24 protein-coding genes are annotated in these 22,242 nt (G+C 69.5%); 17 read left to right on the plus strand and 7 right to left on the minus strand.

Translation table 11 applies throughout. The annotated features are described in order from the left end of the window. The first annotated feature begins 73 nt into the window (after positions 1–73). Positions 74–1,465, plus strand: a complete 1,392-nt coding sequence (gene glsA, locus ACQHIV_RS01170) for a glutaminase A (protein WP_427890784.1) — start codon at positions 74–76, stop codon at positions 1,463–1,465. 97 nt (positions 1,466–1,562) lie between these two features. Here the strand turns inward: glsA and glmS are convergent, their stop codons facing one another. The 3 genes from glmS to nucS form a co-directional block, all read right to left on the minus strand. After that, positions 1,563–3,383 carry a glutamine--fructose-6-phosphate transaminase (isomerizing) gene (glmS, locus tag ACQHIV_RS01175; protein WP_427890786.1) on the minus strand — a complete coding sequence of 607 codons (1,821 nt, stop codon included), beginning with the start codon at positions 3,381–3,383 and terminating at the stop codon, positions 1,563–1,565. Between the two features lie 33 nt (positions 3,384–3,416). Continuing rightward, a complete protein-coding gene (locus tag ACQHIV_RS01180) occupies positions 3,417–3,701 on the minus strand; it encodes a hypothetical protein (protein WP_427890788.1) in 285 nt (94 codons plus the stop codon). Positions 3,702–3,779: 78 nt separating this feature from the next. After that, positions 3,780–4,439, minus strand: coding sequence for an endonuclease NucS (gene nucS / locus ACQHIV_RS01185; protein ID WP_427890790.1), 660 nt, complete (start codon positions 4,437–4,439; stop codon positions 3,780–3,782). A gap of 47 nt (positions 4,440–4,486) precedes the next feature. Between nucS and ACQHIV_RS01190 the strand changes: the two genes are divergently transcribed. The 4 genes from ACQHIV_RS01190 to ACQHIV_RS01205 all read left to right on the plus strand — a co-directional run bounded on the left by ACQHIV_RS01190 (position 4,487) and on the right by ACQHIV_RS01205 (position 7,974). Continuing rightward, positions 4,487–4,810: a hypothetical protein gene (locus ACQHIV_RS01190; protein WP_427890792.1), complete on the plus strand. Its 324-nt coding sequence runs from the start codon at positions 4,487–4,489 to the stop codon at positions 4,808–4,810. Further along, positions 4,807–5,688: a class I SAM-dependent methyltransferase gene (locus ACQHIV_RS01195; protein ID WP_427890794.1), complete on the plus strand. Its 882-nt coding sequence runs from the start codon at positions 4,807–4,809 to the stop codon at positions 5,686–5,688. Before ACQHIV_RS01190 ends, ACQHIV_RS01195 begins: the two co-directional genes overlap by 4 nt. Next, on the plus strand, positions 5,688–6,128 hold the full coding sequence (locus ACQHIV_RS01200) for an NUDIX hydrolase (RefSeq protein WP_427896386.1): 441 nt from the start codon (positions 5,688–5,690) through the stop codon (positions 6,126–6,128). The genes ACQHIV_RS01195 and ACQHIV_RS01200 overlap by 1 nt, the downstream gene beginning before the upstream one ends. Before the next feature lie 64 nt (positions 6,129–6,192). Next, positions 6,193–7,974, plus strand: coding sequence for a 3-hydroxyacyl-CoA dehydrogenase family protein (locus ACQHIV_RS01205; protein ID WP_427890795.1), 1,782 nt, complete (start codon positions 6,193–6,195; stop codon positions 7,972–7,974). On the opposite strand, the gene ACQHIV_RS01210 is transcribed toward ACQHIV_RS01205, so the two are convergent. Further along, positions 7,971–8,753: a phytanoyl-CoA dioxygenase family protein gene (locus ACQHIV_RS01210; protein WP_427890797.1), complete on the minus strand. Its 783-nt coding sequence runs from the start codon at positions 8,751–8,753 to the stop codon at positions 7,971–7,973. The genes ACQHIV_RS01205 and ACQHIV_RS01210 overlap by 4 nt on opposite strands. A 51-nt stretch (positions 8,754–8,804) precedes the next feature. Here ACQHIV_RS01210 and ACQHIV_RS01215 point away from each other — a divergent pair, with 51 nt between their 5' ends. The 4 genes from ACQHIV_RS01215 to ACQHIV_RS01230 are packed head-to-tail and all read left to right on the plus strand — an operon-like array spanning position 8,805 to position 12,040. Further along, positions 8,805–9,602 carry a helix-turn-helix domain-containing protein gene (locus ACQHIV_RS01215; RefSeq protein WP_427890799.1) on the plus strand — a complete coding sequence of 266 codons (798 nt, stop codon included), beginning with the start codon at positions 8,805–8,807 and terminating at the stop codon, positions 9,600–9,602. A 10-nt stretch (positions 9,603–9,612) separates the two neighbouring features. Next, a complete protein-coding gene (locus ACQHIV_RS01220; RefSeq protein WP_427890801.1) occupies positions 9,613–10,464 on the plus strand; it encodes an ABC transporter substrate-binding protein in 852 nt (283 codons plus the stop codon). Beyond that, a complete protein-coding gene (locus ACQHIV_RS01225) occupies positions 10,461–11,312 on the plus strand; it encodes an amino acid ABC transporter permease (RefSeq protein WP_427890803.1) in 852 nt (283 codons plus the stop codon). The genes ACQHIV_RS01220 and ACQHIV_RS01225 overlap by 4 nt, the downstream gene beginning before the upstream one ends. Then, positions 11,309–12,040, plus strand: a complete 732-nt coding sequence (locus ACQHIV_RS01230; protein WP_427890805.1) for an amino acid ABC transporter ATP-binding protein — start codon at positions 11,309–11,311, stop codon at positions 12,038–12,040. Before ACQHIV_RS01225 ends, ACQHIV_RS01230 begins: the two co-directional genes overlap by 4 nt. 6 nt (positions 12,041–12,046) lie before the next feature. On the opposite strand, the gene ACQHIV_RS01235 is transcribed toward ACQHIV_RS01230, so the two are convergent. Continuing rightward, the gene (locus ACQHIV_RS01235) at positions 12,047–12,658 is read right to left on the minus strand and encodes a TetR/AcrR family transcriptional regulator (protein WP_427890807.1); all 612 of its coding nucleotides are present in this window, start codon (positions 12,656–12,658) and stop codon (positions 12,047–12,049) included. A gap of 70 nt (positions 12,659–12,728) precedes the next feature. On the opposite strand from ACQHIV_RS01235, the gene ACQHIV_RS01240 reads away from it, so the two are divergent. Beyond that, the gene (locus ACQHIV_RS01240; RefSeq protein ID WP_427890809.1) at positions 12,729–13,145 is read left to right on the plus strand and encodes a nuclear transport factor 2 family protein; all 417 of its coding nucleotides are present in this window, start codon (positions 12,729–12,731) and stop codon (positions 13,143–13,145) included. On the opposite strand, the gene ACQHIV_RS01245 is transcribed toward ACQHIV_RS01240, so the two are convergent. Both ACQHIV_RS01245 and ACQHIV_RS01250 read right to left on the minus strand, forming a co-directional pair. Continuing rightward, positions 13,123–13,770 carry a LuxR C-terminal-related transcriptional regulator gene (locus ACQHIV_RS01245; RefSeq protein WP_427890811.1) on the minus strand — a complete coding sequence of 216 codons (648 nt, stop codon included), beginning with the start codon at positions 13,768–13,770 and terminating at the stop codon, positions 13,123–13,125. The two genes, ACQHIV_RS01240 and ACQHIV_RS01245, sit on opposite strands and share 23 nt — an antisense overlap. After that, entirely contained in the window at positions 13,722–15,020 is a 1,299-nt protein-coding gene (locus ACQHIV_RS01250) for a sensor histidine kinase (RefSeq protein ID WP_427890813.1), read from the minus strand. Before ACQHIV_RS01250 ends, ACQHIV_RS01245 begins: the two co-directional genes overlap by 49 nt. Positions 15,021–15,210: 190 nt before the next feature. Here ACQHIV_RS01250 and ACQHIV_RS01255 point away from each other — a divergent pair, with 190 nt between their 5' ends. The 7 genes from ACQHIV_RS01255 to ACQHIV_RS01285 all read left to right on the plus strand — a co-directional run bounded on the left by ACQHIV_RS01255 (position 15,211) and on the right by ACQHIV_RS01285 (position 22,229). Then, positions 15,211–16,239 carry a fatty acid desaturase family protein gene (locus tag ACQHIV_RS01255; protein WP_427890815.1) on the plus strand — a complete coding sequence of 343 codons (1,029 nt, stop codon included), beginning with the start codon at positions 15,211–15,213 and terminating at the stop codon, positions 16,237–16,239. Between the two features lie 76 nt (positions 16,240–16,315). Further along, positions 16,316–17,692, plus strand: coding sequence for a M28 family peptidase (locus ACQHIV_RS01260; protein WP_427890817.1), 1,377 nt, complete (start codon positions 16,316–16,318; stop codon positions 17,690–17,692). Positions 17,693–17,722: 30 nt separating this feature from the next. Continuing rightward, positions 17,723–18,016 carry a hypothetical protein gene (locus ACQHIV_RS01265; protein ID WP_427890818.1) on the plus strand — a complete coding sequence of 98 codons (294 nt, stop codon included), beginning with the start codon at positions 17,723–17,725 and terminating at the stop codon, positions 18,014–18,016. A gap of 11 nt (positions 18,017–18,027) precedes the next feature. Next, the gene (locus tag ACQHIV_RS01270; RefSeq protein ID WP_427890820.1) at positions 18,028–18,792 is read left to right on the plus strand and encodes an alpha/beta fold hydrolase; all 765 of its coding nucleotides are present in this window, start codon (positions 18,028–18,030) and stop codon (positions 18,790–18,792) included. A 94-nt stretch (positions 18,793–18,886) separates the two neighbouring features. Next, entirely contained in the window at positions 18,887–19,978 is a 1,092-nt protein-coding gene (locus ACQHIV_RS01275) for an exo-beta-N-acetylmuramidase NamZ family protein (protein WP_427890822.1), read from the plus strand. Next, positions 19,975–20,940 (plus strand): GNAT family N-acetyltransferase, encoded by a 966-nt coding sequence (locus ACQHIV_RS01280; RefSeq protein WP_427890824.1) that lies wholly within the window; start codon positions 19,975–19,977, stop codon positions 20,938–20,940. Before ACQHIV_RS01275 ends, ACQHIV_RS01280 begins: the two co-directional genes overlap by 4 nt. 2 nt (positions 20,941–20,942) lie before the next feature. Beyond that, a complete protein-coding gene (locus ACQHIV_RS01285) occupies positions 20,943–22,229 on the plus strand; it encodes an extracellular solute-binding protein (protein ID WP_427890826.1) in 1,287 nt (428 codons plus the stop codon). The last annotated feature ends 13 nt before the right edge of the window (positions 22,230–22,242 follow it).

Here is a 22,242-nt window from a genome sequence, read left to right on the forward strand (position 1 = left end):
ACAAGATGGTCGGTTGACGTGGCCGTAACGTCAGGTGACCGAAGCGGAAACCTGCGGCAGACAGGCTGCGGCCATGGACGTATCTCCGCCGCAGCTGTTCAGAGCGTTCGAGGCGATCGACAAGGACGACGACGGGCGGATCTGGGCGTGGGAGTTGCTCAGCGCGCTCGGCCGCGCCGGGATCCAGCCCGGTGATCCGCGGGTGCGCGCGGCGCTGGCCGGCGTACCGGATCCGATCGGGGTGGACAGCCAGCCGGTGCAGCTGGATCTGCGGGAGTTCGCCGCGGTCGCGCAGTACGGCGACGGGCTCGTGTACCGGGCGCTGAACGACGAGCTGGCGGTGCCGGTGGAGGAGTTCCGGGAGCTGGCGCGGGGCGTCGACGAGATCTACGCCGACGTACTGCCGAACCGGGACGGGGCGAACGCGGACTACATTCCGACGTTGCGGGACGCGGACCCGGAGCGGTTCGGGATCGCGATCTGCACCGCGGACGGGCAGACGTACTCGGTCGGGGAAGCGGGGGTCGGGTTCAGTGTGCAGTCGACGTCCAAGCCATTCAGTTATGCGATGGCACTGGAGCAGCTGGGGTCGGCGGAGGTGCATCGGTGGGTCGGGCAGGAGCAGAGCGGCGGGACGTTCAACGACTACCGGCTGTCGCTGGGGGACGGGCGGCGGCCGCACAACCCGATGATCAACGCGGGGGCGATGGCGACGCTCGCGTTGGTTGATCACGGCAAGGAGACGAGCGACCGGTTCCGGACCGTGCACGGGACGTGGGCGCGGATGATGGGGGAGGCGCCGGGGTTCGACCAGGAGACGTACCTGGCGGAGAAGGCGACCGGGGACGGGAACCGCGGGCTGGCGAGCCTGATGAAGGCCGCGGACATGCTGAAGGCGTCGGGTGAGGACGGGGCGGCGCGGACGGCGGACTTCTACTTCCAGGTGTGTTCGCTGGAGGTGGACGCGCAGCGGCTCGCGGCCGCGGGGGCGACGCTGGCGAACGGCGGGGTGGCGCCGTACTCGGGGGAGCGGGTGTTCTCGCAGGAGACCGCCGGACGGGTGTTGTCGGTGATGGGGCACAGCGGGATGTACAACGACTCCGGCAAGTTCTCCGACCAGGTCGGGCTGCCCGCGAAGAGCGGCGTCTCCGGGAACGTGCTGATGGTCGTCCCGTCGAAGCGGCTCGCCGTGGTCACGTTCTCACCCCGCCTCGACGCGGCCGGGAACTCCGTCCGGGGCGTCGAGGTCTGCAAACGCCTGGTCGCCAACTTCAACCTCCACCCCTACCAGACCCTCGGCCCGGACCGCACCCTCAACCGAGCCGACCGCCGAGCCGAAGCCGCCAGCGCCGCCGACCACGCCCTCAGCGGCATGACCCGCCCCGGCACCACGATCACCTCCACCACCCCAACCCACCCCACGACCACCATCCGCCGCGCCCCCACCCCAGGCCAGCAGTTGTAAAGGTGGATCCCCAGGCCATCACAATCCAAGGGCCCCCGCCGCGCCGAGCGTGACGGGGGCCCTGGTGGTGCGATTGTGATGGCCTGGCGGTCCGGACCTACTCGACTGTGACGGACTTTGCCAGGTTGCGGGGCTTGTCTACGTCGTGGCCCAGGGCTACGGCGGCGTAGTACGCGATGATCTGCAGCGGGATCGTCAGCAGGATCGGGTCGAGTTCGGGCTCGTTCTTCGGGACGACGATCTTCGCCTCGACGCCGTCGGGGATGTCGACGCCGGGATGCGTGACGACGTACAGCGGGCCCGATCGGGCGCCGATCTCGTGCAGGGCGCCGATGTTGCGGTCGACCAGTTCGTCGTCCGGGACGATCGCGACACTCGGCACGTCCGGCGAGATCAGTGCCAGCGGGCCGTGCTTCAGCTCCGACGTCTGGTACGCCTCGGCGTGCCGGTACGAGATCTCCTTCAGCTTCTGCGCACCCTCCCGCGCCACCGGGTAACCGCGCGTACGGCCGACGAAGAACAGCGACTCGTGCTGCGCCAGCCGCCCGGCGATCTTCGCGAGCTCCTCCTCCTGCGCGACGATCGCGGCGATGTCCTCGGGCAGCTTCTTCAGGCCCTCGATCAGCCGCCGCCCGTCGGCGGGCGACACGTCCCGGATCCGGCCCAGGTGGATTCCGAGCATCGCGAACCCGACCGCCATGTTGGTCAGCGCCTTCGTCGACGCCACCGACACCTCCGGCCCGGCGTGCAGGTACACACCGCCGTCGACCTCCCGCGCGATGCTCGACCCGACCGCGTTCACCAGCCCGATGACGCGTCCGCCCTTGCGCTTCAGCTCCTGGACGGCGACCAGCGTGTCGAGCGTCTCGCCGGACTGCGACACCGCGACGTACAGCGTGTCCCGCTCGACGACCGGGTTCCGGTACCGGAACTCCGAGGCCGGCTCCGCGTCGGCGGGGATCCGCGCGACCTCCTCGATGAACTGGGCGCCCATCTGGCCCGCGTAGTACGCCGACCCGCAGCCGAGGATCTTGACCCGCTTGATCTCGCGCGCCTCGCGGGCGTCCATGTTCAGGCCGCCGAGGTGCACGGTGTGGAACCGCTCGTCCAGCCGGCCCCGGGTGACCCGGCCGACCGCGTCCGGCTGCTCGTGGATCTCCTTCATCATGAAGTGCTCGTGCAGGCCGCGCTCGAACTCCTCGGCCTCCCACTCCACGGTCTTCGCGGTCTTCGTGGTCGGCGACGCGTCCTGGGTGAAGGTCCGGTACCCGTCGGCGCGGACGGTGGCCAGTTCGCCGTCGTCCAAGTACACGACCTGGCGGGTGTAGCGGATCAGCGCGGCCGCGTCGGACGCGATGTGCATCTCGCCGTCGCCGATGCCGAGGATCAGCGGGCTGCCGTTGCGGGCGACCACGATCCGGTCCGGGAAGTCCAGGTCGACGACCGCGATGCCGTACGTGCCCTCGATCCGGTGCAGCGCAGCCAGCACCTTCTCCTCGAGGGTGGCGCCGTCGGACTGCTCGATCAGGTGCGCGAGCACCTCGGTGTCGGTCTCCGAGCGGAGCTTGACGCCGGCGTCCTCGAGCTGGGTGCGGATCGCCGCGGCGTTGTCGAAGATGCCGTTGTGCACGACCGCGATCCGCTCGTTGCCGCTGGCGTGCGGGTGTGCGTTGTCCTTGCTCGGGCCGCCGTGCGTCGCCCAGCGGGTGTGGCCGATGCCGAGCTTGCCGCCGAACCGCTTCGGCAGCGAGGCCTCCAGCTCACGGACCCGGCCGGCGTCCTTGTGCACCTTCAGCTCGCTGGACCCGAGCACGGCGATGCCGGCCGAGTCGTATCCGCGGTACTCCAGGCGGGCCAGTCCGTCCACCAGGATGGGCGCGGCCGGCTTCGTGCCGACGTACCCGACGATTCCGCACATGTAGTGGGTGCCTTTCGAAAGGGTTTGGTCCGGTCAGCCGTAGACGATCCGTCGCAGCTGCCGGGCGGAGAGATCGGGCGAGCGGACCGGCCAGTGCCGGAGCTCGGTGCCGAGCCGGGCGAAGATCTCGTCGTTGCGGGCACCGTAGGTCTGCAGCTCACGGTGCCGGCGGCGGACGTACTCCTCGGTCGTCTCGGTGAAATAGGCAAGTACGTCGGCGACCACGCGTCGCGCGACCTCGGCCGGCAACCCGGTCGTCCGGCTGACCTGATCGGCCAGCTCGTCGACCGGCTCCACGGCCGCCGCCTCACTGATCACCCGTCAACCATGCAGTGTTTCGGGGTCCATGGCAAAGACCCTGCCCGAAATCGGGCAAATTTCCTGCTTTGTCAGTAGTTAGAAGAGCCGAAGTACGTCGGACTCCATGCCGCGGAGCGCGTCGTAGTCGACCGTGAGGCACTCCAGCCCGCGGTCCGTCGCCAGGAACTGCGCCTGCGGCTTGATCAGCTGGGCGGCGAAGATGCCGCGCACCGGGGCGAGCAGCGGGTCGCGGTTGAGGAGCTCGACGTACCGGGTGAGCTGCTCGACGCCGTCGATCTCGCCGCGGCGCTTGATCTCGACCGCGACGTGCTTGCCGTCGGCGTCGCGGAGCAGCAGGTCGACCGGGCCGATCGCGGTCGGGTACTCCCGGCGTACCAGCGTCCAGCCGTCGCCGAAGGTGTGCACGTGCTCGGCGAGCAGCTCCTGCAGGTGCGCCTCGACGCCGTCCTTGATCAGGCCCGGGTCCTGCCCGAGCTCGTACGCGGTGTCGCTGTGCACCTCCTCGAGCGTGATCCGGAGCTCCTCACCAGCCTTGTTGGTGACGCTCCAGACGTTCTCCTCCTCGACCAGCTTGCACGGCGGCGACATCCAGTTCAGCGGTTTGTACGACCCGCCGTCGGCGTGGATCAGCACCGACCCGTCCGCCTTCACCATCAGCAACCGCGGCGCCATCGGCAGATGAGCCGTCAGCCGCCCCGAGTAGTCCACAGAACACGTAGCAATCACCAAGCGCACGAAAGGACCGTAGTGCACGGAGGGCCCGGAGTGGGAAGGTGGTGAGCATGATGCCGAAGGTGAGCGACGAGGCGGTGGCGGCGTACGACGCGGTCGCGGCCGGACTCGAGGCGGCCGGGGTGGTGCGGGGGAGCATGTTCGGGATGCCGTGCCTGAAGATCGGGAAGAAGGTGGTCGCGGGGATGTTCGGCGACGCGATGACCTTCAAGCTGCCGCCGGAGCCGCGGGAGCGGGCGCTGGCGCTCGAAGGCGTGGAACAGTTCGATCCGGGTATGGGGAGGCCGATGAAAGAGTGGGTGAAGATCCCGCTCGACCGGTCCGCCGTCTGGGCGGAGTACGCCGCCGAGGCCCTGGAGTACGTCGCCCGATGAACCTGATGTGTCCCGCGCGGATCCTGCTGCTGCCCGCCGACGGCCAGGACCCGGAGGTCTCCGAACGTGTCGCCCAGGTGTACGCCGGCCCGTTCGAGGCGGCGGCCGGCTCCCGGCTGGCGGAGCACCTCGGCGTCCGGCTGACCGTCGTACCCGAGCTGACCCAGCGCCCGGACGCCGAACTGCAGGCGATCGCGGACCTGCACCGCGGCGAGGCCGTCGTCGTCCTCGGGCTGGACCTCGGATTGAAGCTCCCCGCCGTCGTCGAGCACACCGGCGACGGCTGGACCCGGGTCGCCTCGGACAACGAGCGCACGCTGGCCGCGTACGAGCAGGCCCCGGACAAGTTCCGCGACACGATCCCGAAGGACCCGAACAACGCGCTGATCGACCTCCTCGCGACCCGGATCGCCCCGGGCCGGCGGGTGCTCGAACTCGGCAGCGGCACCGGCCGGGACGCGATCGAGCTGGAACGTCGCGGCTTCGCGGTACGCCGTACCGACGCGACCCGGGCGTTCGTCGAGATGATGCGCGCCGACGGGTACGCCGCCGACGAGCTGAACGCGCTCACCGACGAGTACGGCGGCCCGTACGACGCGGTCTACGCGAGCGCGGTGTTCCTGCACTTCGACCGGGCCGGGCTGACCGCCGTACTGCGGAAGTCGGCCCGCTGCGCGCCCGTCCTGGCCTTCGCGACCCGGGAGGGCAAGGGGGAGGAGTGGTCGAGCCGGCACCTGGACCTGCCGCGGCACTTCGTGCTCTGGCAGGAAGGCCCGCTGCGGGACCTGCTGACGGCGTCCGGGTGGACGGTCGAGCAGTTGGGCCGGACGGAGTCCAAGATCGGCACCTGGTTCCAGATCCTGGCGAGGCGCGCGTGATGCGGGCGGGCGTCGTACTGCTGACGGCCGACGGGCTCGCGGCGATCGAGCGGGTCCGCGGCGGGGCGACGTACCACGTGCTTCCAGGTGGTCAGCTGGAGGACGGGGAGAGCGCGGCGGAGGCGGCGCGGCGGGAGGTGTACGAGGAGCTCGGGCTGCTCGTGAAGATCCGCGACGCCGTTGCCGTGGTGCATTTCGGGGACAGCACGCAGCACTACTTCACAGCCGAGGTGATCGGCGGCGAGTTTGGCACCGGCGACGGTCCGGAGTTCCAGTCCGGTGTGGGCGGCTACCGTCCTGTGTGGCTGCCGTTGACCGAGCTCACCGCGCGGGACCTGCGACCCCGGCCGATCGCGGCGGCGCTGCAGGGCGCGCCCGACCCGTGGTGGCTGCTCGACGGCTGGTCCGTCACCCCCGTGGTGATCGACGAGCCCGTGTGAGGTTGACCTCCCCGGTGACGCAACTCATGGGCGGACCAGTATCCGGACTGGCATAGTGCACAGCATGGCTCGGGAATTGACGACAGTGGGTGTGGTGGGTCTCGGCACGATGGGCGCCGGGATCGCCGAGGTGTTCGCGCGCCACGGGTTGACCGTGGTCGGCGTCGAGCGGGACGAGGAGGCCGCCGAGCGCGGCCGCGGGCACATCCAGCACTCCACCGACCGGGCCGTGAAGCGCGGCAAGCTGTCGGTCGAGGACCAGCAGGCGCTGTTCGACCGGGTCACGTTCGCGACCACGATGGAAGCGCTCGCGGACTGCGACCTGGTGATCGAGGCGGTCGTCGAGCGGCTCGAGCTGAAGCGCGAGATCTTCGCCGCGCTGGACAAGATCGTCCGCGAGGACGCGATCCTCGCCACCAACACGTCGTCGTTGTCGGTCACCGAGATCTCGGTCGCCACCCAGCGGCCGCGGCGCGTGGTCGGCATGCACTTCTTCAACCCGGCGCCGGTGCAGGAGTTCGTCGAGGTGATCAAGACCGTCGTCACCGAGCCGGACGTGGTGGACGACGTACAGGCGCTGGCCCGGCGGCTGGACAAGGTCCCGGTGGTGGCGGCCGACCGGGCCGGGTTCATCGCGAACGCGCTGCTGTTCGGGTACCTGAACCACGCGGTGTCGATGGTGGAGTCCCGGTACGCGACCCGTGAGGACGTGGACGCGGCGATGCGGCTCGGCTGCGGGTACCCGATGGGCCCGCTGGCGCTGCTCGACCTGATCGGGCTGGACACGGCCTACGAGATCCTCGACACGATGTACAAGCAGGGCCGGAACCGGCTGCACGCGCCGGCGCCGATCCTGAAGCAGATGGTCACCGCCGGGCTGCTCGGCCGGAAGACCGGGCGCGGCTTCTACACCTACGAGGCGGCCGACTCGCCGGTCGTGGTCGACGACGAGAACACGCCGACGCCCGCCGGTGACGACATCGCCGTACGGACCGTCAAGCAGGTCGGCGTGGTCGGCTCCGGGACGATGGCGGTCGGCATCGTCGAGGTGCTCGCGAAGGCCGGGTACGACGTGCTGTACGTCGCCCGCGGCACCGAGAAGGTGGACCGCGTCCGCGGCGTGCTGGAACGCTCGCTGGAGAAGGGCGTCCAGCGCGGCAAGCTGTCCTCGGAGGAGCGGGACGCCGCGCTGCGCCGGGTGACCGGTACGGCGAAGCTCGACGACCTCGCGTCCGTGGACCTCGTGATCGAGGCCGTGGTCGAGGAGCTGAGCGTCAAGCAGGCGCTGTTCGAGTCGTTCGACGAGATCTGCAAGCCGGGCGCGATCCTGGCCACCACGACCTCGTCGCTGCCGGTCATCGACCTGGCGATGGCGACCAAGCGCCCGTCCGACGTGGTCGGCCTGCACTTCTTCAACCCGGCCCCGGTGATGCAACTGGTCGAGGTGGTCAGCACCGTCAGCACCGCGCAGGACGTCGCCGACACCGTCGCCGGAGTAGCCGTTGCCGCCGGCAAACACCCGGTCCGCTGCGGCGACCGCGCCGGCTTCATCGTCAACGCCCTGCTGTTCCCGTACCTGAACGACGCCGTCCGCATGCTCGAGGCGCACTACGCCGGCGTGGACGACATCGACGCCGCCATGAAACTCGGCTGCCGCCTCCCGATGGGCCCGTTCGCCCTCCTGGACGTGGTCGGCCTCGACGTCTCCCTCGCCATCCAGCGCACCCTCTACCTGGAGTTCCGCGAGCCCGGCTTCGCCCCGGCGCCTCTGCTGGAGCACTTGGTGACGGCCGGCTACCTAGGCCGCAAGACCGGCCGAGGCTTCCGCGACTACAGCAGCAACTAGGGCTCCATTTCCGCGTAGTCGCCGCACGGGCCGCCGCCGAGGGCTTCGGGGAGGACCGTTTCGCGGTGGTCGGGGCGGATCAGGGGGTTGTAGAAGGCCGCGATCTCGACGCTGTCCTCGGGGATGTAGTGGAAGATCAGGGCGCGGCGGAAGCGGTCCGCGGTGGTGTTGGGGCGTGAGCCGTGGACGACACTGCCGTGGAAGAAGAGCACGTCGCCGGCGGTCATCTTGGTCTGGACCTTGGCGAGGCCTTCGGGTACGGCGACCTGGGCGTTGCTGAACGACTCGGACAGGTCGGCCGGCTCCGGGCAGAGCAGGTCCGTGCGGTGGGAGCCGGGGACGACCTGCAGGCCGCCGTTCGCGGAGTCGACGTCGTCGATGGCGATCCAGGCCGCGAGGCAGGTCTCGGGGTCGGCGCGGAGGAAGGTGTTGTCCTGGTGCAGGGCCTGGCCACGGGCGCCCGGCGGCTTGAAGTAGAACATCGACTGGGCGCCCAGCGGCGGGCCGATCAGGGCCTGGACGACATCGAGGATCCGGCTGTCGAGCATCAGGTCGAGCGCGATCGCGCCGGCCTCGGTGTCGGTCCGCCGGTGCGGGTGCACGAACCGCGGGTACTTCTTCAGCGGGTCGTCGTCGGGGACCCCGTCGTCGTGGGCGAGGGAGAGGTCGGCCTCGACCTGCTCCATGTAGACCTTCCGGATCCGCTCGACCTCGGCCGGTTCGAGCAGTTGCGGGACCTGGACGATGCCGTCCCGCTGGTAAACCTCGGCGACTGTCATACCACCAAGGATCCGGCGGCCGAGCCGGGTCGAGCGATAGCCTATCGAGCTGTGAACCTTCGATATCCTGCTGAGTCGCCACATCCGACGGTCCGTCGGCTGGTGGTCGGCGAGTTCGACGAAGGGCCTGAGTACGCGACCTACCGGCGGCGTGGGACGACCGACTGGCTGCTGGTGCAGACGCTCGACGGCCAGGGACGATTCGGTCAGGTCGCCGCCACGCCGGGCACCGTGACACTGGTCAGACCAGGCACCGAGCACGACTACGCGACGGTCGGCGACCGCTGGCGCTTCCTGTACTCGCACATGCACCCGAAACCCGACTGGCTGCCGCTCCTGGACTGGCCGGAGGTTGCCCGCGGCATCGTCCAGCTGCACCCGGCCCGGCCCACCTTCGACCGGATCGCCGACCACCTCAGGGACGCCGTACGGCATCAGCACAGCGTCCTCCCGCAGGCCGAGCAGCTCAGCGCGAACTCGCTCGAGGCCGCCCTGCTCTGGTGCGACACCCAGAACCCGAAGGCCGTCCAGATCGACGACCGCCTGCTCCGCGCGATCGAGCTGATCGACCAGGACCTGACCGCGAACCTCGACGTACCGCGGCTGGCCCGCGCGGTGAATCTGTCGACCTCCCGCTTCGCGCACCTGTTCCGCGCGCAGCTCGGCGTCACCCCGCAACAGTTCGTCGAGCACCGCCGACTCGACGCCGCCGCCCGCCTGCTCGAACTCACCAGCCGCTCCGTCGCCTCGGTCGCGGCCCAGGTCGGGTACGCCGACCCGCTCTACTTCGCGACGCGCTTCCGACTGCATACCGGATCAAGTCCCACCGGGTACCGCAAGAGGTCTTAGAGTTCTGCGCATGAGAATTGTGGTGGGGTTGGCCGTGCTGGCGGTCGTGGGGCTGGCAGCGTGTGCGCCGGCGGACAACAGCTCGTCCGGTACGTCGACGCCGTCGGGCGCGGACGCCTGCGCGAAGGACAAGCTGGCGGTCAAGACGGCCGGTACGTTGACGGTCGGCACCGACAAGCCGGCGTACGAGCCGTGGTTCAGCAAGAACGACCCGAGCAACGGCAAGGGGTACGAGTCGGCGGTCACCTACGCGGTGGCGAAGCGGCTCGGGTTCGAGCAGGCCGAGGTGAAGTGGCAGACGGTGCAGTTCAACACCGCGTTCGCGCCCGGCCCGAAGGCGTTCGACCTGGACGTGAACCAGGTGTCGATCTCCGACGAGCGCCGCAAGGCCGTCGACTTCTCGTCCGGGTACTACGACGTCCGGCAGACCGTGATCACCACCGCGGGCAGCAAGATCGCGAACGCCAAGTCGCTCGCCGACCTGGCCGACGCGAAGCTCGGGGCCCAGGTCGGTACGACGAGTTACACCGAGCTGCGCGACGTCGTGAAGCCCAAGCAGACGCCGGCTGTGTTCGACACCAACGACCTGGCCGTGCAGGCGCTGAAGAACAAGCAGATCGACGGCATCGTGGTGGACCTGCCGACCGCGTTCTACATGACCTCGGCGCAGCTCGACAACGGCAAGATCGTCGGTCAACTGCCGGCGGGCGGTAAGGCGGAGCAGTTCGGGTTCGTGCTCGCGAAGGGCTCGAAGCTGACCGGCTGCGTCACCCAGGCCGTCGACGCGCTGAAGGCTGACGGCACGCTGGCCAACCTGCAGAAGCAGTACCTGACCGAGTCCGGCGCCCCCGAACTCTCGTGACTACCTGGCAACCGTCCAAGCTTCAGCAAGAGCGGCTCGCCTATCGGCAGCGGCAGGCGCGGCGGTCGACGCTGATCGCCCTGGTCAGCTCGCTGGTCCTGCTCGCGCTGGTTGTCGTGGGCATCGGTTCGACGCCGGGCTGGCCGCGGGTCCGGGCGACGTTCTTCGACGTGCACCGCGGCTGGCAGGCGTTGCCGATCGTTGCCCAGGGCCTCTGGCTGAACGTCCGCGTGATGCTCGTCTGCGCGGTCCTGATCGTCGTACTCGGGATGACGCTGGCGATCATGCGCACGTTGCGCGGGCCGATCTTCTTCCCGCTGCGCGTGTTCGCGGCGGCGTACACGGACGTGTTCCGGGGGCTGCCGTTGCTGCTGGTGATCTTCCTGCTCGGCTTCGGCGTACCGGCGTTGCAGTTGCGCGGGTTGCCGAACCAGGCGGTGATCTGGGGCGGCGCCGCGCTGGTGCTGACCTATTCGTCGTACGTCGCCGAGGTGTTCCGCGCCGGGATCGAGTCGGTGCACCCGTCGCAGCGGGCGGCGGCGCGGTCGCTCGGGCTGACGTACCGCCAGACGCTGCGGTTCGTCGTACTCCCGCAGGCGGTACGCCGGGTGCTGCCGCCGCTGCTCAACGACTTCGTCAGCCTGCAGAAGGACTCCGGGCTGATCGCCGTACTCGGCGTGATCGACGCGATCCGGGCCGCCCAGCTGGAGACGGCCGAAGACTTCAACTTCACGCCGTACGTCGTGGCCGGGCTGCTGTTCGTCGCGCTGACGATCCCGCTGACCCGGCTGACCGACTGCGTCGCCCGCAGACAGGGCTGGTACGGCGGGGGAGGCGGACCGGTATGAGCCTGCTGACGATGCGCGGAGTACGGAAGGCGTACGGCGAGAACGTCGTACTGGACGGGTTCGACCTGGACGTCGCGGCGGGGGAGTGCGTGGTACTGATCGGGGCGTCCGGCTCCGGGAAGTCGACGCTGCTGCGCTGCGTGAACCTGCTGGAGACCGTCGACGACGGCGTGATCGAGCTGGCCGGCGAGGACATCACCGATCCGCGGGTGGACGCGGACAGGGTGCGGTCCGGGATCGGGATCGTGTTCCAGTCGTACAACCTGTTCCCGCACCTGACCGTGCTGGACAACATCACGCTCGCACCGATTCGCGTCCACCGCCAACCGCGCGAGACCGCCCGCGCCCGGGCCCTGCAGATGCTGGACCGGGTCGGCCTGGCGGACAAGGCGACGGCCAAACCGGACGAGCTCTCCGGCGGCCAGCAGCAGCGGGCCGCGATCGCCCGCGCGATGGTCAACTCACCGCAGCTGATGCTGCTCGACGAGGTCACCTCCGCCCTCGACCCGGAACTCGTCGGCGAGGTCCTCGACCTGCTCCGCGAACTCAAGTCCGAGGGCATGACGATGATCGTCTCCACCCACGAGATGACCTTCGCCCGCGAGGTCGCCGACCAGATCTGCTTCCTGCACCAGGGCCGTCCCCTCGAAGTCGGTCCACCGACCCAGGTGATCGAAGCACCGCGCGAACCCCGCACGCAGGAGTTCCTGGGCCGGATCCGCAGCTAGCCCGGCCTACCGGCCGTTCGCTCGTGCTGCGATGACCAAGGTGCGGGCCGCCGCCACCATCGTCTCCTCGGCCTCCTCGGGGTCGAGGCCGGCGGCGTCGCGGCTCGCGATCATCGCCTCGACGCCGCACACCAGCATCACCTGGTTCACCAACCGCCGGAACTCGTCGGCCGGCAACTCCGCCTGCAACGGCCGCAGCGCCAGCGTCACCACCTCGGCGCGCGCGTTCGACCGCACCGGAATCGGCACGGCCGCCCCCTCATCATGTTGGGCAAACCAACGTTCGAGCGTCGCCCGCAGGACGCCGCGCCAGACCGGCTCGTCGCTCAACTGCCAGGTCGCGATCGCCCGTACCAGCACCTCGATCCGCTGCACCGGATCGTCTCCCGCCGCCCCCAGCACCGCGGCGAAGTCCGGCTGCGTCCGCGCCGCCGCCACCGCCGCGTCCGCCCGCAGCGACTCCGGGTTCGGGAAGTACCGGTACGCCGTCGCCACCGACACCCGCGCCGCCTCCGCCACCTGCGCCACGGTCGGCGACTGCCCCTGCCGGACCAGCTCGTGGTACGCCTCGACCAGCGCCGTCCGGGTGCGCTGCTTCTGCCGTTCCCGACCAGTCATGCGAAAGATCCTACTTGACGTGAGAAGAATTTCTCATAACGATAGAAACATCTTACGAAGGGGGATCACCATGACACCGGCTGAGATGGACGCCGTACTCGACCGCCACTTCGCGGCCGAGGCGGCGCACGACCTGGAGACGCTGCTCGGCACGCTGACCGAGGACGCCGAGCACGATGTGGTGGGGATGGGTGTGCTGGTCGGCCGCGAGGCGATCGCCGAGCGGTACCGGATGCTGTTCGCGCAGGCCGACGAGGAGAAGTACGAACCGGTACGCCGCTACCACGGCGACGGCTTCGTGGTCGACGAGGTGCTCGCGACGCAGCGGATCGTGAACGACGACTTCGGCCCGCAGGCGCGCGGCAAGGTCGTGCGGTACCGGATCCTGCACGTCTGCGAGTTCCGCGACGGCCTGATGAGCCGGGAGAATGTCTGGCTCGACACCGCCAGCCTGATGGCTCAGGTCAGCGCGACGACAGGTACGTAAGCACCGCCATCACCCGGCGGTTGTCGTCCTCGGACGGTGGGAGGTCGAGCTTGGCGAAGATGTTGTTGGTGTGCTTGCTGACTGCCTTCTCGGTGACGAACAGGGCGCTCGCGATGGCGGCGTTCGAGCGGCCTTCGGCCATCAGGCCGAGGACCTCGGACTCGCGGGGCGTGAGGCGGCTGATCGGGGAGTCCTTGGTGCTGCGGGCCAGCAGTTGGCCGATCACGTCCGGGTCCATCGCGGTGCCGCCGCCCGCGACCCGGCGGACGGCGTCCAGGAACTCGGCGACGTTCGACACCCGGTCCTTGAGCAGGTACCCGACGCCGCCTCCGCCGCCGGTGAGCAGTTCGCGGGCGTAGAGCTGCTCGACGTACTGCGAGAGCACCAGGATCGGCAGGCCGGGGACCTGGGTCCGGGCGTCGATCGCGGCCTTCAGGCCCTCGTCGGTGAACGTCGGCGGGAGCCGTACGTCGACCACCGCGACGTCCGGCCGGTGCTCGACGAGCGCGGGCACCAGCCGGGGTCCGTTGTCGACCGCCTCCACGACCTCGAAGTCGTGCGCCTCCAGCAGGCGGATCAGGCCGTCCCGGAGGAGGGCGTGGTCTTCAGCGATGAGGACTCGCAAGGCAGCTCCATGATCACGGTGGTCGGCCCGGCGCTCGGGCTCACCACGGTCAACGTACCGTCGAAGGCGGCCAGCCGCCGCTCGATACCGTACAGACCGCCGCCGGGCTTGACGGTAGCGCCTCCCACGCCGTCGTCGCCGACGATCATGTGCAGCTTCTCGTCCTCGTGGGTGATCTGGATCCAGGCGTTCGTGGCGGCCGAGTACTTGACCGCGTTCGCCAGGCATTCGGCGACCGCGAAGTACGCCGCGGACTCGACCGGTGCGGCCGGCCGGCCGGGGACGTCGAACGTGACGTCGACCTTGAACGGGCAGGTCAGCGCGAGCGCCTTCACGGCACCCTCGAGGCCGCGGTCGGCCAGCACCGGCGGGTGGATGCCGCGGACCAGGTCGCGCAGCTCGGACAGCGCCGTACTCGCGGACTCCCGGGCCTCGGTCAGCAGCGCGGCCGCCTGGGCCGGGTCGCGGGCCACCATCTCCTCGGCCATCCCGAGGTTCATGCTGAGCGCGGCCAGCCGGGCCTGGGCGCCGTCGTGCAGGTCCCGCTCGATCCGGCGCAGCTCGGCCGCCTGGGTGTCGACGGTCTCGGCGCGGGACTCGGACAGCTCGCGGACCCGCATCGCCAGCTTGGCGCTCTCGGTCGGGCCGAGCAGCGAGCGGGCCATGAACGCGTTCGCCTTCAGCAGCCGCTCGCCGGCCGCCTGCCAGATCAGGAACGCGATCAGCGCGACCGGCATCATCAGGAAGCTGGACCAGAAGTTGACGTGGAACAGCCCGCCGAACGGCTCGGTGAAGACACCTTCCGGCGTGACTCCGACGAGCAGCGGGTAGACCAGGTAGAAGAGCGTGGCCAGGAACAGTACGGCGCTGAGCAGGCAGAGCGTGAAGCCGAAGACCGCGTTCACCAGCAGCCAGGCGATGTCCCGCCAGGTCTGCGGGTCGGTGAGGATGGTCCGCAGCCGCATCAGCATGCCGGGCAGCGGCGGCTGCTTGTACGGCCGCGGGATCCGCTCGCCGAGGAAGCCGGCCAGCATCGTGCGGTGACAGTTCGCGAACCAGCGCGCGGTCGGCACGACCACGAGCAGTAGCGGGATGCCCACCCAGACCGCGATCAGCGGCACGGACACCACGCTGAGCACGAACAGGGCGATCCCCAGCTCGGCCAGGATCGCCAGGAACAGCGCGATCCACGGCTGGGCGAACTTCGGGTACCGCATCGGCGGTGCTTCGGTGGTGGCGACGGTGCTCATGTCCTCCATCATGACTCAGCGTGTGCTCAGGCGCGGTGGGGTTAACTCCACTCCCGCCGGAGGCCTGTCACCCCCCGGTATTCGGGTAGTAGCTCTCATGTTTTCAGTGGTTGGGGCGCAGAGGGTTGATGCCGTACGCTGGCCGCGGCTGTACGCCTAGGCCTCCCCCCGACATCGAGACGAGGACCTGATGGCTCAGCCAATCGCGTCACCTGTTGCTGCCCGCGGCTCCGATTTCTCCCCGCTGTTGCGGGAGATCAAGGCGGCCGGACTCCTGGAACGCCGGACGGCGGCGTACGCGATGGCGATCGGGATCAACGTCGCACTGATGGCACTGACCTGGGCCGGCATCGCCGCGGTCGGGGCGTCGTGGTGGGTGATCCTGCTCGCGCTGCCGCTCGGGATCCTGACCACCCGGGCCGCGTTCTTCGGCCATGACGCGGGACATCAGCAGATCGGCAGCTCGCGCAAGCTGCACGACTGGATCGGAATGCTGCACGGCAACCTCGTGCTCGGCATGAGCTACGCCTGGTGGAACGACAAGCACAACCGCCACCACGCGAACCCGAACCACACCGACAAGGACCCGGACGTCGGCGAGGGCGTCTTCGTCTGGACCCTCCAGCAGGCCGAGGGCCGCAAGGGTCTCGAGGGCTGGCTGACCCGCAACCAGGCGCGCATCTTCTTCCCGCTGCTCACGCTGGAGGGCTTCAACCTCAAGGTTTCGAGCATCCGCTTCCTGCTCGCGCGTCGTCGTACCGAGAAGCTCGAGCTGGGTCTGATGGCCGTGCACCTGGTGCTGTACTTCAGCGCGCTGTTCCTGATCCTGTCGCCGGCCCAGGCGCTGGTGTTCGCGCTGGTTCACCACATGGTCTTCGGGCTGCACCTCGGCAGCGTGTTCGCGCCGAACCACAAGGGCATGGAGATGCCGGACGACGACAGCAACTGGGGCCACCTGGAGAAGCAGGTGCTGACCTCCCGCAACGTGGACGGCGGTCTGGTCGTCGACTGGATGATGGGCGGGCTCAACTACCAGATCGAGCACCACCTGTTCCCGAGCATGCCGCGCGCCAACCTCCGGTTCGCCCAGCCGATCGTCCGGGAGTACTGCGAGAGCATCGGAATGCCCTACGTTTCAACGGGTCTGATCGATTCGTACCGAATGGGGTTGCGCCATATGCACGAGGTCGGCGAGGAACTTCGGAGCAATGCTCACTAGCCTCTAGGTTTCTCAGTTGGGTCTCAGTTACGGTCTGGGCTCTCGGGGCCGCCCAACCTCTGTGAGGGAGACCTTCATGACCGACAGATCCGGTCTGAGTCGCCGCGGTTTGCTCGGCGCCGTAGCCGGCGTGACCGCAGCCTCCGCACTGACCGCCGCGCCCGCCTGGGGCGCCGACGACCTTCGGCCGGGAGCGGTGAACCGGCCGAAGCTGGACAGGTACGACCGGGAGATCGTCTCCGGCCTGTCCTCCGACCGCGCGTTGCAGCATCTACAGGTGCTCTCCGAGCGGATCGGGCCACGCATCGGCGGTACGGCGAGCGAGAAGCGCGCCGCCGACTACATCGCGAGCCAGCTGGACAAGTTCGGGTACCGGACCCGGCTGGAGCCGTTCCCGGTCGCGGACAAGTTCCTCGCCCAGATCACCGACGTACGACGGATGCTGCCTGACGACCTGTGCTGGCAGGCCGGGGCCGCCCCGGGCGGGAAGCTCGACGTGACCGTCGAAGGACCGGTGCGCGACGTCGGCCCGGCGACCGCGCCGGTCTGGCCGGCCGACGTGGCTGGTTCGATCGTGATCGCGGACGACACCGCCGCGGCACGTCCTGCGCTGGTCGCGGAGGCCGCGGCGCAGGGTGCGGTCGGGGTGATCCTGCTGCCGGCCGACCAGGCGTACCCGCGGCGCGCGTCCGCGTTCTCGCCGAGCGGTCTGACCGACGCGCCGATCCCCGTGATCGGTGTCGCCCAGGTGCAGAAACGCCTGATCCGCGAGGCGCTCGCGGTCGTCACGTCACTGCCGTTGAAGATCAGTACGGCGGCGCACCGCGGGCTGATCTCCAACAACGTGATCGGGGAACGCCGCGGCAAGGGCCCCATCGTGATGGTGAGCGGCCACTACGACACCGTCACGGGCGCGCCAGGTGCGAACGACGACGGCTCGGGCACGGTGCTCACGATGGAGCTGGCGCGGGTGTTCAGCCGGATCCCCACCGACGCGACGCTGCGGTTCGCGCTCTGGGGTTCGGAGGAGCAGGGGCTGATCGGGTCGCGGTACCACGTTGCCCAGCTCGCCCAGGACCAGCGCGACCGGTACCGCGCGGTGTTCCAGAACGACATGGTCGCGACCAGCTGGGACCCGGCGGTCACGTACTGGCTGCTGTCGTTCACCGGCCTCGCCAACACCGCGACGGACGCGGTGCGTGAGGCCGGCAAGCGGCTCGGGTACGACGCGCAACTGGTCGGACCAGTACAACGCGGCGCCTCGGACCACCAGTCGTTCCAGGAGGTCGGGATCGACTCGGCGAACTTCTCCTGGCGCGGCGAGCTGGCCCCGTCGTTCCTCGAGCCGCCGTACCACTCGCCCGAGGACACGATCGCGAAGAACGTCAGCCTGGAGCGGCTGCAGGTGTCGATGGAGCTGATCGGCTGCGCGGCGTACGCGGTCGCCAGGTGAGCTAGGTCATACGACTAGCCTTGAGGGGCTATGTCGCGCAGAAAGCCTTCCAAGTGGCAGCGGCCGGTCAGTGACCGGCCGCTGCTCGGTGGTACCCAGTCCCGGGAGACGAAGGCGGACGGCGAGTGGAACGTCCGGCGGGTCTCCGGGTCCGCGTCGGCGAAGTCGTACCGGTGCCCGGGCTGCGACCAGCAGATCCCGCCGGCCACGCCGCACGTCGTCGTCTGGCCGGACAACCCCAGCCTGCTCGGCGCGCTCGGCGGTGCGCAGTCGCTGGACGAGCGGCGCCACTGGCACACCGCGTGCTGGCAACGGAGCCGTTGAAAGGTGAGCGCATGAAGCTTCCGGTCACGTCGTACGGCGAGACGGGTACGCCGGTCGTGGTGATGCACGGGCTGTTCGGCTCGGGGCGGAACTGGATGACCGCGGCCCGCCGGCTCGCGGACCGGCACCGGGTGTTCGCGTTCGACCTGCGCAACCACGGCACGTCGCCGCACGTCGCGACGATGAGCTACCCGGAGATGGCCGACGACGTCCGGGAGACGATCGAGGCGCTCGGGGTCGGCCCGGTCGCGCTGGTCGGGCACTCGATGGGCGGGAAGACCGCGATGCTGACCGCGCTGCGGCACCCCGCCGTGGTCGAGCGGCTGGTGGTCGTGGACGCCGCGCCGGTCGCGTACCCGCCGGCCTTCGTCGAGTACGCCCGCGCGATGCGCAACGCCGACCTGTCGTCGGTCACCCGCCGCGCCGAGGTCGACACGCAGCTCGTGGACGCCGTACCAACCCCTGGTACGCGCGCGTTCCTGCTCCAGAACCTGATCCTCGACGCGGACGGCGCCCGCTGGCGCCCCAACCTCCCGGTCATCGAGGCCGCCCTCCCTGAGATCTCCGGCTGGCCGTCGGTCGAAGGCTTGCGTTACGACGGTCCGACGCTCTTCATCTACGGCGGCAAGTCCGACTACGTCCAGCAGGACCACCGCGCGACCATCGCGTCGTACTTCCCCCAGGTCACCTACGCCGAAGTCTCCGAGGCCGGTCATTGGGTGCACGCGGAGCGCCTTGACGACTTCCTGACGGTACTGACGCCGTTTCTCAGGTAAACGGTTGTCCGTAATCCATTGACCTTCGACTGAAGTCGTCGGTAAGTTTTCAACCCAGTTCCTGCAGGATCCACGATCTGGGTTGGTGGTAGCGATGGTGGTCCGGACCGGCGCACAGCGTCTGGCCGAGGACCCGGGGTTGGTGCCCGACGGGCGCCTTGGACTGATCACGAACTTCACCGGCGTACTGCCGGACCTCACGCCGACCTCGGTCGCGTTGCGTGCGGCCGGGTTGCCGTTGACGGCGTTGTTCGGTCCCGAACACGGACTCCGGGGTACGGCGCAAGCGGGCGCCAGTGAAGGGGCAGGCGTCGACCCGGACACCGGGCTGCCGGTCTTCGACACGTACGAACGGCAGGGCGCGGCGCTCGACGAGCTGTTCGCGGACGTCGACGTACTGCTGTTCGACATCCAGGACATCGGGACGCGGTTCTACACCTACGTCTGGACGATGTACGACTGTCAGCAGGCGGCCGCGCGGCTCGCGAAGCCGTTCGTCGTCCTGGACCGGCCGAACCCGCTCGGTGGCGTCCGGGTCGAGGGGCCGATGCTGCAGCCGGGGTTCGAGAGCTTCGTCGGGCGGGCGCCGATCCCGCTCCGGCACGGGCTGACCGTCGGCGAGTTGGCCCGCCAGCTAGGTCCGGCGACCGTGGTCGAGCTGGAAGGCTGGAACAGGGCCGACCGTGGCGTCGAGCCATGGGTCCCGCCGTCGCCGAACATGCCGACGCCGGACACCGCGCTGGTGTACCCGGGCACCGGCCTGTTCGAGGGGACGAACCTCAGCGAGGGCCGCGGTACGACGCGCCCGTTCGAGACGATCGGGGCGCCGTACGTCGACGACCGGTTCGTGCCGGCGCTCCGCTCGCTGGGACTGCCGGGAGTGGCCTTCCGGCGGATGTGGTTCGAGCCGGTGTTCAGCAAGCACGCCGGCGTTGCCGTGTCCGGCGTACAGCTGCATCTCGTCGACCGGGACGCGTTCGAGCCGGTGCGGACCGCGCTGGAGATGCTGCGGGTGCTGAACGAGCTGTACCCGGACGACTTCGCGATGCTGCCGTCACTGGACCGGCTCTGGGGCTCGGACTCGTTGCGGAAGGCGCTGGAAGCGGGCGACAACCCGGTGGATCTTTTGCCTGCGGCAACCACGCCGCCCGCTGATGCACTTCTCTACGAAGGGAATGCTCGATGATCCGTTCCTTCCAGGTCGGCGACGGACCGGCGATCGCGGCCGCGTGGACCGCCGCGGCGCCGGCCGACCCGATCTCGTACCAGCGGCTCCGCGACCTGTTCCTGCTCGACCGGAACTTCGACGCGGCCGGTCTCCAGGTGGCCGTGATCAATGATCAGATCGTCGGCGCCGCGTACGCCGTCCGCCGGCTGATCGCGGTCGACGCCGACGATGTGGAGCCGGCGTCCGGCTGGATCCCGTTCTTCTTCGTCCACCCGGACCACCGCGGCCAGGGTCTCGGGCGGGAGCTGTTGACCGCGGCAACCGACTGGCTGCGGTCGCACGGGCGGACCGAGGTGTTCTTCTCGTCGTACACGCCCAACTACTTCCTCCCCGGTCTGGACGCGGCGCGCTACCCGGCGGCGGCGCACCTGCTGGACTCGCTGGGTTTCCGGCGCGGGTACGACGCGGTCGCGATGGACCGAGGCCTCGTCGGGTACGCCGTACCGGACGAGGTCCGGAAGCGGATCGACGTACTGACGGGCGAGGGCTACAGCTTCGGAACACCTTCCGACGACGAGCTGACCGCTGTGATCGCGATCGCCGGCGCGGAGTTCAACCCGGACTGGGCGCGCGCGATCCGCGAGGGCGTCGTGTCCGGGCTGCCACTCGATCGGATCGTGGTCGCGCGGGAACCCGGTGGGGCGATCCTCGGCTGGGCGATGCACGGGACCTACGAAGGCGTGATCGACCGCTTCGGGCCGTTCGGCGTCCTGCCGGCGTCCCGCGGCACCGGGCTCGGCAAGGTGCTGCTGCACCTGACGCTGGAGCGGATGGTCGCCGCCGGCGCGCACAGCGCCTGGTTCCTGTGGACCGGCGAGAAGTCCGCCGCCGGACAGCTCTACCTGAAGACGGGGTTCGACATCACGCGCACGTTCACCATCCTCCGGGCGCCGTTGCTCCCGGCCGGCGAGAAGGAATGATCATGAGGATTGCCAAGAGTTTGCGGCTGGCCGTCGCGCTGGGCTTGCTGGCCACCGGCGCCGCCGCGTGCGGCGGGGGCAGCGGCTCGGGCGGCAGTGGCGGCAAGGTCGAGCTGACGCTGCTGAGCCACTACAGCGACGGCCCGTCCAAGGAAGGCCTGGACAAGATGATCCAGGAGTGGAACAAGGAGAACCCGAAGATCCAGGTGAAGTCGCAGGTGGTCAAGTTCGACGACCTGCTGACCACGATGACCGTCCGGCAGACCGGCGGCCGCGGCGCGGACATCGTCAGCGCGTACGGTCTGTGGGGCGGCCAGTTGATGAAGGCGAACGTCGTCGCGAAGGTGCCGGACGACATCGCGACCAAGATCAAGGCGGAGTACAGCCCGGCGGCGCTCGGCGCGGTCACCACCGGCGACACGCTGCTCGGGTACCCGACCGAGCTGAACACCTACGTGCTGTTCTACAACAAGAAGATCCTCGCGGCGGCCGGCATCACCAAGCCGCCGTCGACCTGGGCCGAGCTCGCGGACGCCGCCAAGAAGACCGTGAAGCGTGATGCCAAGGGCAACATCCAGGTCGAGGGCCTGAGCCTGATCCAGGACGGTGACAACAAGTCGGTGCACCCGTTCCTGTCGCTGCTCGACTCGGCCGGCGGCAAGTTCCTCGCGCCGGACGGTACGGCGCAGTTCGACGACGCGGCGGGCAAGGCGGCGCTGAAGTTCGAGGCGGACCTGGCGGCCGCGAAGGCGACCAACCCGTCGATCATGCCGACCAAGCAGTTCCGCAGCGGCGGCGTCGCGATGGCGATCCAGGCCGGCTGGTGGATCGGCAGCCTGAAGAACCAGATGAAGGACAAGTACGGCACCGACGTCGGCGTCGCGGCGATCCCCGGCCCGACCGCGGGCAGCAAGGGCTCGCTGGCGTACGGGTTCTTCATGGGCGTGAACCAGCGCAGCAAGCACGCGGCCGAGGCGTGGAAGTTCCTCACCTGGATGAACGAGCACAAGACAGCCGACGGCAAGGTCACCGAGACCGGCAAATGGCTCGCCGACCAGGGCCTGATCCCGCCGCGGACGGCCGACCAGGAGGAGTACAAGAAGTCGCTGTCCGACCCGAACCTGGCGCCGATCTACGACGCGGCGACGTACGCGATGGCCGAGCCGAACCAGCCCGGCGCCTACGAGGCGAAGACGGCGCTGCACAACGCGATCATGGGGGTGCTTGCCGACGGCAAGAACCCTGACGACGCGCTGGCGCAGGCGGCGAAGGCGGTCAAGCCGCAATGACGACCGCCGTCTC

Origin of the sequence: Kribbella polygonati (assembly GCF_050320105.1) — a bacterium.
GTDB lineage: Bacteria > Actinomycetota > Actinomycetes > Propionibacteriales > Kribbellaceae > Kribbella.